Below are 11,724 nucleotides of genomic sequence, written 5' to 3'. Positions count from 1 at the left end.
TAATTTCGCCCGAAACTATATTGATCCATTTTAACGCAATCAAGCGGCCATTTGCGGTCGGGTTTGTAAACGCAACCACGGCTCGCTAGATCGCGTCAGCATCGCACCTTGAAGGCCGCTAATCATGTCTCTCGCTCCTGCCGACCCCGTCGTAATCCTGTCCTATGCCCGCACACCGATGGGCAGCTTCCAGGGCGCGCTTGCCGGCGCCTCGGCGGTCGATCTCGGTGCGACCGCGGTACAGGCGGCAGTGGCGCGCGCCGGCGTCGAGGGTGACGATATCGAACGTATCTATATGGGTTGCGTGCTGCCCGCAGGCCTCGGCCAGGCCCCTGCCCGTCAGGCCGCGATCAAGGCCGGGCTGCCGCAATCGGTCGAGGCGACCACGCTCAACAAGATGTGCGGCTCGGGCATGCAGGCGGCGATCATGGGGGCCGAAGCGCTCGCCGCGGGATCGGTCGACATGCTGGTTGCCGGCGGCATGGAGAGCATGACCAACGCGCCCTACATCCTGGCCAAACACCGCGCCGGCGCGCGCATGGGGCATGACCGGGTGATGGACAGCATGTTCCTCGACGGGCTGGAGGACGCCTACGAACCCGGGCGCGCAATGGGCAGCTTCGCCGAGGAGACGGCGACCGAATATCAGTTCACCCGCCAGGCCCAGGACGATTATGCGATCACCTCGCTCGCCCGGGCTCAGGCGGCGCAAGGCTCGGGCGCGTTCGATCGCGAGATCGTCGCGGTCGAGATTACCGGCCGCAAGGGCACCGATACGATTGCCGCGGACGAACAGCCGCCTCGCGGCGTGCCCGACAAGATCCCGACGCTGAAGCCCGCTTTCGCCAAGGACGGCACGATCACCGCGGCCAATGCCTCCTCGATCTCGGACGGCGCCGCCGCGCTGGTGATGACGCGCCAAAGCGTTGCCGATGCCGCTGGCCTGACGCCCGTCGCCCGTATCGTCGGCCATGCCGCACACGCCCATGCTCCGGCCAAGTTCACCACTGCGCCGGTGTTCGCGATCCGCAAACTGCTCGACAAGACCGGCTGGAGCGTGGCGGACGTCGACCTGTTCGAGATCAACGAGGCCTTCGCCGTCGTCTCGATGATCGCGATGCGCGATCTCGACATCCCGCACGACAAAGTCAACGTCAACGGCGGCGCCACCGCGCTCGGCCATCCGATCGGTGCCTCAGGCGCGCGTATTTTGGCGACGCTGATCGCCGCGCTGCAGAACCGTGGGCTGAGCAAGGGCGTTGCGGCGCTGTGTATTGGTGGCGGCGAAGCAACGGCGGTGGCGGTGGAGCTGATCTAGGTCGTATGTAGCGAATGGCCGGAAGGGGTGGAAAGCAGACGTTGCTGACCGAGCCCCAGCGGCATACGCACAACTATGCGAACGTTGCGACATTGGCGGCTCGGACAAACCCCCGCTATCGAAATATTGAGGTACGTTCCTGAACAGGAAGCTCCTGTCGAGGACATCGAGCACTTCATAGTTGGGGCGACAGTAAGGCGGCAGCTTCTCCCGCTTCAAACGAGTCGGTTCGTACTGCGCGAGACTTACCAAACGCTCTCATGGATGAAGAGCTATATCCGATGCGAAGTGGATGAGCTGCGTGCGGGTTTCGCTCGCGAGGACAAGTCCTTCTATTTGGTCTTTCTGGAACATGCGCAGACAGGTGATCGCTCCGTTTCGTTTCGCCTCACTACAGCGGGGCTGGACGGGCATACCGAGTGGCTGATCACAATCCGCCGCGTCCGCTTTAATGACAGCCCCGAGCACTTCCTTTGCGCCGAATACTGACAGCAAAAGCGACCAAGCGCCGTCCTGCGATTGTATAAACATGGTAGATGATGGTGGTTAGCGGCCTTTCCCGCTAACGGTCAGCGATGCTGATTTAGACCGGAAACAAGAGCCGTCGCTTGCGGACGGAACCCTTTCGCTTTCCTCCAGAGGATCGAGAGAAAGGTAGAACGCCTCATCGTCAGTCCAGAGACATTTAACAAATGCGATTTGGTCCAGCATTGTTTCACTGGAAAACTCGTAACTGAAATTCGGAACGCCCCAAAGAGCCAACTCGTATCGATTTCCATCAGGACCTCGTGGAACGTCAAAGGTTAAGTTGAGCACCACATCCCATTCGTTCTCGCCTTGGCCTACAGTAAGGCTGATCAATCGGCCATCCCGAACAGTGTTAGCACCGTTTAGATAATTCACGACATCGTAATCACGCAACTTCACGCTGTATCCTCCTGGGGAAGCGGACCTAAGCTCGCCCTTGAGCTAAAATCGTCGATAATGCTTGAAATCCAACAGGCGCATACTCCCAGAAGCCCGACATCTCGCCTGAAAACCGCTGTTTCAGATCGGCCAGGACCGGCGCTGCGTCCGGTTTGGACAAGCGGACGAGCCATCGTTCCAACGGCATTTCGGCTCGCGCCGCGCCGCACAGCACACTTTCGGCGCCCGTACCGATCCAGCCATCATCCGCTTCAGCTAAATCGCTCGCGAGCGCCTGTTCAAACCACGCGTCCGTGAACGCCTCAATCACGCGTTGCTCGTTCGGTGCCCATGATCGCCACCCTGCCAGCGGGAGCTTGCCCAGCACGACCTCAGGATAATTGGCGTTTCTGGGATCGAAGACCGACACGTCTAAGATGCGTGGCAGCAGATACCGAAAGTCTTCCTTGTCGCCAATTGTCAGGAAGGCCCCGGACACATAGCGCCAGAGCGCCTGTCCGGTGATCCGTCGCAGCGGGGTCGTCAGCAGGACATCTGTGCCGCGTGTCGAGATGCAGCATGGGCAACCTTCGATCACCTTGGGAAGAGGTGAGTCGAACGTGCGATAGACTGCTTCCAGCGCTTCGCGAACGCGCTTATCCGCTTGATGTGAGGCCTCGTCGTTCACCGATTCAGACTGACGAACCAGGGGGTTCAACGCAACACCACAGATCGACGGAAGGTCCGCTACTGGGCGGAAGCTGCTGTTCGCCGGCCAGACGGTCAGCCCAGCGCCAGCGTGTAACAACGATTGAAGTCGGTGAGTTTGTAATCGCCGAACGGCCCGGATGGCACGAACCCGACAGCCTCGTACAGCGCCCGGGCCGGCGCGAAGGGGGCGTTCGTGCCGGTCTCCAGGCTCAGCCGCTGATAGCCCCGCGCCCGCGCCTCGGCGATCAGGTGCGCGAGCATCGCCGCCGCCACGCCGCGGCGTAGCTGGTCCGGTGCGGTGCGCATCGACTTCAGTTCACCGTGCGTCGCATCCAGCTCCTTGAGCGCCCCTAGCCCCAGCAATGTCTCGCCGTCCCATGCCGACCACAAGGTCAGCGCCGGATCCCGCAACCCGGTCAGGTCCAGCGCGAACACGCCGTCAGCGGGCGAAGTGGCGTGCGCCTCGCGCACATGCATATCGAGCAGCGCCAGCACCGCGGGATGCGTCAGGTCGTCGCGAACGATGCGCATGCCCTCGCCTGCCATCACAGCGTCTCGTTCGCGTCGACGCCCCATAGCGCGGAGGTCTCGACATAGCCGCCGCGCCCGCGCACGTCGAAATGGCACCAGCCGCGCGCACATTTGCTCAGCCGGCCGATGACGCCCGGCGCCGCACGCCAGTTCAGCCGTCCGGCGACACGCGGCGTGTCACGCAGCTCGGCCACCTGCTCGCGCACCATCGCGGTGCGTGTGTCGCTGATCAGCGCGCCGAGTATCCATCCGACCGTGCCGTCCGGGTCCTCGACCTTGTACCAGCTGCCCTTTTCGAACACCGCCAGCACGCGCACCGGCAGATCGGCGCGCTGGTACATCCAGCTTGCGGGATAGGTGCGTCCGGGGCCGGTCCGCATTCGCGCCTTGCCCGCCGCGATCGAGGCGAAATAGGGCGTCTTCTTCTGCACCAGCGCGCCCACTGCCGGCACGCTCAGCGCGATCGCCGCCCCTGCGATCGCCAGCCCGGCTCCAATACGCATTGCCTTGTCCTTCATGAATTCCGCAAGGCTACACTAACGCCCTGCGGCCCTCTGCTTCAACCGTGTTGACGCGCCGGTGCGACCGCGCCAAGCCTTCGATATGCCCGAAACGAGACGCTGCCCGCACCCAAAGGTGATCGTCACCCGCGAGCTCGCCGATCCGGTGACCGACCGGATGGAGCAATTGTTCGACACGACCAGCAACCGCAGCGATACGCCGCTCACCCGCGACCAGCTCACCGCCGCGATGCAGGGCTGCGACGTGCTCGTCCCCACCGTCACCGACGAGATCGATGCCGAGCTGATCGGTGCCGCCGGGCGGCGCCTGAAGCTGATCGCCAATTATGGTGCGGGGGTAAACCATATCGACCTGAAGGCCGCCCGCGCGCGCGGCATCATCGTCACCAACACGCCAGGCGTCCTGACCGAGGACACCGCGGACATGACGACGGCGCTGATCCTCTCCGTCCCCCGGCGCCTGGCCGAGGGGGAGAAGCTCGTGCGGTCGGGCGCTTGGACCGGGTGGAGCCCGGGCGGCATGCTCGGCCACCGCATCGGCGGCAAGGCGCTGGGGATCGTCGGCATGGGGCGGATCGGCCAGGCGGTGGCGCTGCGCGCCCGCGCGTTCGGCCTGTCGGTTCATTATCACAACCGCCACCGCCTCCCTGCATCGCTCGAGGGACAGCTGGCTGCGACGTGGCACGCCGAGCTGGACGAGATGCTGGCGACGATCGACATCCTGACCATCCACACACCGCTAAATGCCGACAGCCGCGGCCTGCTGGACGCGCGCCGCATCGCGTTGCTCCGCCCGCATGTCTACGTCATCAACGCCGCGCGTGGCGGGATCGTCGACGAGGACGCGCTGACCGATGCGCTCGAACAGGGCAGGCTCGCCGGCGCGGGGCTGGACGTGTGGAAGCACGAGCCGCAGATCGATCCGCGCCTGCTCGCGCTGCCCGGCGTCGTGATGCTGCCGCACATGGGCTCGGCGACGGTCGAGGGCCGCATCGCCACGGGCGACAAGGTGATCCAGAACATCCGCATGTGGGCCGATGGCCACCGCCCGCCGGATCAGGTGCTGGAGGGCTGGGCGTGACATCATTGCGGCAGGCGATCATCTCGGCATAGAAATGGGCACATGGTCGGTCATGTAGCGACATGCCAATGCGGCCAATTGCGCGCGCAATGCCACGGCGATCCGGTCCGCGTATCGGTGTGCCACTGCCTCGACTGCCAGAAGCGCACCGGCAGTGCGCTTTCCGTTCAAGCCCGACGGCAAGAGGAGCAGGTGGCGCTTTCCGGCGACTTCCGGGAATGGACACGGACGGCGGACAGCGGAAATCGCTCCACCTCGCGCTTCTGCCCGCACTGCGGCTCGACCGTGGCCTATTCCGGCGAGGGAATGCCGGGCTTCATCGCCATCCCGGTCGGAGCCTTCGCCGATCCACAATTCCAGCCCCCATCATTCTCGGTCTATGAAGAACGGCAGCACGGCTGGGTCGCGGTGCTCGGAGACCATGTCGAGCATATCGACTAGCAGCCGCTAGCGCGCTGTGGCCCCGACAGCGCGGACATCGCGTATCATCAGCCAACCGGTCGCGATGAGCGCGATGCCGGAGGCAAGGAAGACATAATCCCACACCGACTGGCCGAGGCGTTCATAGACGTGATGCAGGTTGAGGATATGGTGATCGATCAGCCCTTCGACGAAGTTGAAGAGGCCATACCCCAGCAGGATCGATCCGAGGAACGCCCGGCCGGAGAGCAGAACGTCGTCTCGCTTCACGGCCTGCCACAACATGCCGATCCCGATCGCCGTGGCGAGCCACACGACGGTGTGGAACAGGCCATCCCACACCATGTTCACCTTCGCCCCCACCAACGTATCGGTCGACACCTTGGCCGAGAGCATGTTGTGAATCTGAAAGATCTGATGGAACAGGATGCCATCGACGAAGCCGCCCATCCCGATCCCGATCATCGTTCCCGCCGCCGTCAGCGGCTTGATCGTCATTGCCTGATGGACCACATTCGCCTCCGTCACGGCGATACCCTGCGCACCAGAAACACTGCGGCGAGCAGGACGGGCACGGGCAGGAAGACTGCGCCCATGGTCGACCAGAAATCCGCTCCGAACACGGCCGCGCGCACATCTTCGGCGATGCGGCTGTGGCATAGCGTGCAGGCCAATGCCTGCGAAGCGCCCATAAATGGCGTCGCGAGCGCAAAGAGGGCGGCACCCATTCTCATGCGGCACCGACTATCATCGACACCGATTGTTCCGCTTGCCGCTCACCCGGAAACATCGCAGCGGCGCCTATGCGATTGCCCTTGCACTCGGCAGGCGAAGATCGCACATTATGGCCATGGCAACCAACGCCTCGGAGATCAGTGGCAAGATGGCCAAATCCGGCTCCAAATTCGCTGGCCGTAGTGCGGTGACCGGCGGCTTCGTGCTGAAGCCGGTGTCGCGGCAAGGCAGACTGACTCTGGAGCGGGCGCGCGCGATCGTGCGGCAGATCAACGAGCGGAAATAGCTTGGCGGTTCGTCCGGGTGCGCCGAGCGACGATGTCTTCATCAATTGCCCCTTCGATGCGGATTATGCGCCGATCTTCCGCGCCCTCATCTTCGCCACCTATGCCTGCGGGTTCCAGCCCCGCTCCGCACGCGAGCTCGACGATGCCGGGCAGACGCGGATCGAAAAGCTCTACCGGCTGATCGCCGAATGCCGCTACGGCGTCCACGATCTCTCGCGCACCGAGCTCGATCCGGTCAACAACCTTCCACGCTTCAACATGCCGCTCGAACTCGGCCTGTTCCTCGGCGCACGGCACTTCGGCGACAAGGAGCAAGGCCGCAAGCGCACCCTGATCCTCGACGTCGAGCAATATCGCTACCAGCGCTTCATCTCCGACCTCGCCGGCATGGACATCCACGCGCATGGCGGTGCCACAGCACGCGCCATCACCGAGCTGCGCGACTGGCTCGCCAACGTCTCACGCCGCAAATTGCCGAGTGCGGCGCAAGTGGTGCGCATCCACAAACAGTTTCTGGGCGACCTGCCGGCGATCGCCGCCGGCCTGGAATTCGATCCCGAGGCCATTCCGTACGTCGATTTCGAGGGCATGGTGGTTAGCTGGCTGCTGGAAGCACCTGCATCTTGATAGTGACCGGCGCCGTTTTGCACCCGATCGGCCGCAAGACAACCGACGTTGGTTATCCACCACCTCGTGCACGCAAAGCGAGCACGGCCGCCCTTCCCCCCGCGGCACCCCCTTGCTAAGGCCCTCCCGACTCTCGCCATTTCGCCCCGGCCAGAGGCGCGCGCATGCGGGCCTGTCCCGCTTCCCCGGCGCGCCCCAACCGGGCACCTCAAGGGAAGGACCCGCCCCATGACCGCCATCGGCCAGGATACACTCGGCACCCGCGCCACGCTCGACGTGAACGGCAAGCAGTATGATTATTACTCCCTGTCCAAGGCGGCGGAGCAATTCGGCGATATCAGCCGCCTGCCCTTCTCGATGAAGGTGCTTCTCGAAAACTTGCTGCGCTTCGAGGATGGCAAGACCGTCACCACCGAAGACGTTCAGGCGATCGTCGACTGGCAGCAGGAGCAGCGGTCGAACCGCGAGATCCAGTATCGCCCGGCGCGCGTGCTGATGCAGGATTTCACCGGCGTGCCCTGCGTCGTCGATCTCGCTGCGATGCGCGACGCGATCACCAAGCTTGGCGGCGATGCGGCCAAGATCAACCCGCTCGTCCCCGTCCATCTCGTCATCGATCACTCGGTGATGGTCGACGAATTCGGCACGCCCAAGGCGTTCGAGGATAACGTCGATCTCGAATATGAGCGCAATTTCGAACGCTACGAGTTCCTGAAATGGGGCAGCAAGGCTCTGGACAATTTCCAGGTCGTGCCGCCGGGCACCGGCATCTGCCACCAGGTGAACCTCGAATATATCGGCCAGGGCATCTGGTCGGCCGAGAGTTCGGGTGACAACGCGGACGGCCGGATGGTCGCCTATCCCGACACGTTGGTCGGCACCGACAGCCACACGACGATGGTCAACGGCATGGGCGTGCTCGGCTGGGGCGTCGGCGGGATCGAGGCCGAGGCCGCGATGCTCGGCCAACCGGTGTCGATGCTGATCCCCGAAGTCGTCGGCTTCAAGCTCACCGGCGCGATGGCCGAAGGCATCACCGCCACCGATCTCGTGCTCACCGTCACGCAGATGTTGCGCGCCAAGGGCGTGGTCGGCCGCTTCGTCGAGTTCTACGGCCCCGGCCTCGACACGATGACGCTCGCCGATCGCGCGACGATCGCCAACATGGCGCCCGAATATGGCGCGACCTGTGGCTTCTTCCCGATCGACGCCAAGACGATCGAGTATCTGCGCCTCACCGCGCGCTCGGAAGAGACGGTCGCGTTGGTCGAAGCGTACTGCAAGGCGCAGGGCCTGTGGCATGACGAGAACAGCGTCGATCCGGTGTTCACCGACACGCTGGAGCTCGACATGAGCTGCGTCGTGCCGAGCCTCGCCGGCCCGAAGCGCCCGCAGGACAAGGTCGCGCTGTCGAAGGTCGACGAAGTGTTCAACGGCGATCTGTTCAAGCTGTACCACAAGGATCGCCCGGCCCGCGTCGCGGTCGAAGGCCGCGAGCATGATCTGGGCGACGGCGACGTGGTGATCGCCGCGATCACCAGCTGCACCAACACCTCGAACCCGAGCGTGCTGGTCGCCGCCGGTCTGGTCGCGCGCAAAGCCAATGCTTTGGGCCTGAAGAGCAAGCCATGGGTTAAGACCTCGCTGGCGCCGGGGTCACAGGTCGTCACCGACTATCTCGACAAGGCCGGGCTGACCACCGATCTCAACGCAATGGGGTTCAACCTGGTCGGCTATGGCTGCACCACCTGCATCGGCAATTCCGGACCGCTGGCCACCGAACTGTCCGCCGCGATCAACGAGAACGATCTCGTCGCCGCCTCGGTCCTGTCGGGCAACCGCAACTTCGAGGGTCGCGTCTCGCCCGACGTGCGCGCCAACTTCCTCGCTTCGCCGCCGCTCGTCGTCGCCTATGCGATCAAGGGCAGCGTCACCACCGACATGGTCGAAACGCCGCTGGGGCAAGGCTCGGACGGCCAGGACGTATATCTGAAGGATATCTGGCCATCGAACGCCGAGATCTCCTCGGTCATGACCGCCAACATCGACGATTCCATGTTCCGCAACCGTTATGGCAACGTCTATGCCGGCGACACCAAATGGCAGGCGATCCAGGTCGAAGGCTCGGATACCTATACATGGCGTGCCGGCAGCACCTATGTCGCCAACCCGCCTTACTTCGAGGGCATGACGATGACGCCGGCCCCCGTGCAGGACATCATCGACGCGCGGCCGCTGGCGATCCTGGGCGATTCGATCACCACCGATCACATCAGCCCGGCCGGCAGCATCAAGGCGGACTCGCCGGCGGGCAAGTTCCTGCAGGAGCATCAGGTCAGCCGCGCCGATTTCAACAGCTACGGCGCGCGCCGCGGCAACCATGACGTGATGATGCGTGGCACCTTCGCCAACATCCGCATCAAGAACGAGATGGTCCCCGGCATCGAAGGCGGCATGTCGTCCTACAAGGGCGAGACGATTGCGATCTACGACGCCGCGATGCGCTTTAAGGCCGATGGCACGCCATTGGTGGTTATCGCCGGCAAGGAATATGGCACCGGATCGTCGCGCGACTGGGCGGCCAAGGGCACCAACCTGCTCGGCGTCCGCGCCGTCATCACCGAAAGCTTCGAGCGTATCCACCGCTCGAACCTGGTCGGCATGGGCGTGCTCCCGCTGCAGTTCGCCGAGGGCGTTACGCGCCAGACGCTCGGCCTCGATGGTTCGGAAAGCTTCACCATCACCGGCGTCGCCGAGATCCGGCCGCGTCAGGACGTGACCGTCACGCTGACCCGCGCCGACGGCTCCAGCGAGACGTTCGAAACGCGTTGCCGGATCGATACCGTCAACGAGCTCGAATATTTTCTCAACGGCGGCATCCTGCAATACGTGTTGCGCAAGCTGGCCGCGTAACTGGACGGGGCCGCGCACGTCGCGGCCCCTGCATCATCTGACGTCACCGTGGACTTGTTCGGCGCTTATCCGCGCCAAGCAAGTACCGTCATGCTGAACTCGTTTCAGCATCCAGGCGCGGTCATCCACCTCATGGACACCGTCCTTGTGGTCACTGACCGCACCTGGATCCTGAAACAAGTTCAGGATGACGATGGAACTTCGGATCGGTAATTAGCGGTGCGGCCGATCATCTCCCCGCCACGGCGCGACCCCGCGCATAGACGAAATAGACCACCAGCCCGGCCAGGTTCCACGCGCCGAACCATAATTGCGTGGTGAGTGGCAGGCTGAAGAACAGATACAGGCACCCGGCAATGCCGACCGGTCCCACGACCCAGGCGAGCGGCGTGCGGAACTTGCGCGCGGCATCCGGGTCGCGCCGCCGCATCACCAGCATGCACACGCACACCGCAATGAACGCCGCCAACGTGCCGGCATTGGCTAGCGCGGCGATCTGCTTGAGCGGCAGCACGCCGGCGATCAGCGCGACGATGACCGCGGTGACCAAGGTGATCCTGACCGGCGTCCCCCGCGCCGAGACGCGCGCGAGGCTCGCCGGCAACAATCCGTCACGCGCCATGACGAAGAAGATGCGGCTCTGCCCGTACAGGAACGCCAGCAGCACCGTCGGCAAGGCTATCACCGCCGACGCCGCCAGGAACATCGCCGCGCCGCCACGCCCAAGCTCGCGCAGGATCAGCGCGAGCGGCTCGGGGCTGTCGGCAAAGCGCGTGTATGACAGGGCGCCGACCGCGGCGACTGCGACCAGCATGTAGATCGCCACGCACGCCACCATCGAGCCGACGATGCCGATTGCCAAATCTCGCCCCGGATTCTTTGTCTCCTCGGCCGCCGTCGAGATCGCGTCGAACCCGTAAAAGGCGAAGAAGATGATCGCCGCCGCGGCCATCACGCCGCGCTCCGCACCATCGTCAGCCAACGCCTTTGGGAAGCCGTACGGCATGAACGGCTCGAGATTGGCCTCGTTAAAATACGGCAAGGTCACACCGACGAACACCGCCAGCGCGATCATCTTGACCACCACCAGCACCGCGTTCAGCGTCGCGCTCTCCTTCGTGCCGATCATCAGCAGCCCGGCGACCACCGCAATGATGAAGATGGCCGGCAGATTGACGATCCCGCCCAGTTCCGGCCCCTGCGCCAGGCTGAGCGGAAAGCCTACCCAGGCATGCAGCAGCGGCGCGGCATAGCCCGACCAGCCGACCGCCACGGTCGACACGACCAGCGAATATTCGAGCATCAGGCTCCACCCGACCACCCAGGCGATGATCTCGCCCAGCACGGCATAGCTGTAGGTGTAGGCCGATCCGCTCGCCGGGATCATCGTTGCCATCTCGGCATAGGCCAGGGCCGCGCAGGCGCAGATCCCGCCGGCGATCGCGAACGACAGGATCACGCCCGGGCCGGCCAGCCCTGCCCCCACGCCGATCAGCGTCAGGATGCCGGTGCCGACGATCGCCCCGACGCCCAGCGCCAGCAGATGCGGCCAGGACAGGGTTCGCGCCAGGCGCTGATGCTCGGGCTGATCCTCGCCCGGCACGATGATCTTCCTGCGCAACAGATCGCTCGTCATTGGCACCTCCGGATGGCTCGTCTAGGAGGAGGCTAACA

General features: G+C 64.3%; 14 protein-coding genes. 7 read left to right on the top strand and 7 right to left on the bottom strand.

The features are described from left to right. Window positions 1-124: 124 nt before the first annotated feature. Together NV382_RS00485 and NV382_RS00480 are read left to right on the top strand one after the other, a co-directional pair. Window positions 125-1,318 (top strand): acetyl-CoA C-acyltransferase, encoded by a 1,194-nt coding sequence (locus NV382_RS00485; protein ID WP_260598609.1) that lies wholly within the window; start codon window positions 125-127, stop codon window positions 1,316-1,318. Between the two features lie 264 nt (window positions 1,319-1,582). After that, window positions 1,583-1,807: a hypothetical protein gene (locus NV382_RS00480; RefSeq protein WP_260598608.1), complete on the top strand. Its 225-nt coding sequence runs from the start codon at window positions 1,583-1,585 to the stop codon at window positions 1,805-1,807. A gap of 57 nt (window positions 1,808-1,864) precedes the next feature. Here NV382_RS00480 and NV382_RS00475 read toward each other — a convergent pair whose 3' ends face one another. The 4 genes from NV382_RS00475 to NV382_RS00460 form a co-directional block, all read right to left on the bottom strand. Beyond that, entirely contained in the window at window positions 1,865-2,245 is a 381-nt protein-coding gene (locus NV382_RS00475; protein ID WP_260598607.1) for a hypothetical protein, read from the bottom strand. A 25-nt stretch (window positions 2,246-2,270) separates the two neighbouring features. After that, window positions 2,271-2,912: a hypothetical protein gene (locus NV382_RS00470; RefSeq protein WP_260598606.1), complete on the bottom strand. Its 642-nt coding sequence runs from the start codon at window positions 2,910-2,912 to the stop codon at window positions 2,271-2,273. Window positions 2,913-3,007: 95 nt separating this feature from the next. Then, window positions 3,008-3,466, bottom strand: coding sequence for a GNAT family N-acetyltransferase (locus NV382_RS00465; protein WP_260598605.1), 459 nt, complete (start codon window positions 3,464-3,466; stop codon window positions 3,008-3,010). 14 nt (window positions 3,467-3,480) lie between these two features. Beyond that, the gene (locus NV382_RS00460) at window positions 3,481-3,969 is read right to left on the bottom strand and encodes an SH3 domain-containing protein (protein WP_260598604.1); all 489 of its coding nucleotides are present in this window, start codon (window positions 3,967-3,969) and stop codon (window positions 3,481-3,483) included. Window positions 3,970-4,069: 100 nt separating this feature from the next. Here NV382_RS00460 and NV382_RS00455 point away from each other — a divergent pair, with 100 nt between their 5' ends. After that, on the top strand, window positions 4,070-5,068 hold the full coding sequence (locus NV382_RS00455) for a 2-hydroxyacid dehydrogenase (protein ID WP_260598603.1): 999 nt from the start codon (window positions 4,070-4,072) through the stop codon (window positions 5,066-5,068). Between the two features lie 42 nt (window positions 5,069-5,110). Continuing rightward, entirely contained in the window at window positions 5,111-5,509 is a 399-nt protein-coding gene (locus tag NV382_RS00450) for a GFA family protein (RefSeq protein ID WP_260598602.1), read from the top strand. Between the two features lie 6 nt (window positions 5,510-5,515). Here the strand turns inward: NV382_RS00450 and NV382_RS00445 are convergent, their stop codons facing one another. Continuing rightward, the gene (locus NV382_RS00445; protein WP_260598601.1) at window positions 5,516-6,016 is read right to left on the bottom strand and encodes a DUF2243 domain-containing protein; all 501 of its coding nucleotides are present in this window, start codon (window positions 6,014-6,016) and stop codon (window positions 5,516-5,518) included. Then, entirely contained in the window at window positions 6,013-6,216 is a 204-nt protein-coding gene (locus NV382_RS00440; RefSeq protein WP_260598600.1) for a hypothetical protein, read from the bottom strand. The genes NV382_RS00445 and NV382_RS00440 overlap by 4 nt, the downstream gene beginning before the upstream one ends. 116 nt (window positions 6,217-6,332) lie before the next feature. Between NV382_RS00440 and NV382_RS00435 the strand changes: the two genes are divergently transcribed. The 3 genes from NV382_RS00435 (at window position 6,333) to acnA (ending at window position 10,050) form a co-directional block, all read left to right on the top strand. Next, complete coding sequence (locus NV382_RS00435) at window positions 6,333-6,509, top strand: hypothetical protein (RefSeq protein WP_260598599.1); 177 nt, start codon at window positions 6,333-6,335, stop codon at window positions 6,507-6,509. A gap of 1 nt (window position 6,510) precedes the next feature. Then, entirely contained in the window at window positions 6,511-7,137 is a 627-nt protein-coding gene (locus NV382_RS00430) for a nucleotide-binding protein (RefSeq protein ID WP_260598598.1), read from the top strand. A gap of 228 nt (window positions 7,138-7,365) precedes the next feature. Then, on the top strand, window positions 7,366-10,050 hold the full coding sequence (gene acnA / locus NV382_RS00425; RefSeq protein ID WP_260598597.1) for an aconitate hydratase AcnA: 2,685 nt from the start codon (window positions 7,366-7,368) through the stop codon (window positions 10,048-10,050). A gap of 229 nt (window positions 10,051-10,279) precedes the next feature. Here acnA and NV382_RS00420 read toward each other — a convergent pair whose 3' ends face one another. Beyond that, on the bottom strand, window positions 10,280-11,686 hold the full coding sequence (locus tag NV382_RS00420) for an amino acid permease (RefSeq protein ID WP_260598596.1): 1,407 nt from the start codon (window positions 11,684-11,686) through the stop codon (window positions 10,280-10,282). Between the last annotated feature and the right edge of the window lie 38 nt (window positions 11,687-11,724).

The sequence above is a fragment of the Sphingomonas endolithica genome (assembly GCF_025231525.1).
Classification (GTDB): domain Bacteria; phylum Pseudomonadota; class Alphaproteobacteria; order Sphingomonadales; family Sphingomonadaceae; genus Sphingomonas; species Sphingomonas endolithica.
The sequence above is the reverse complement of the archived record's forward strand: the minus strand, read 5'-3'. Positions and strand labels throughout refer to the sequence as shown.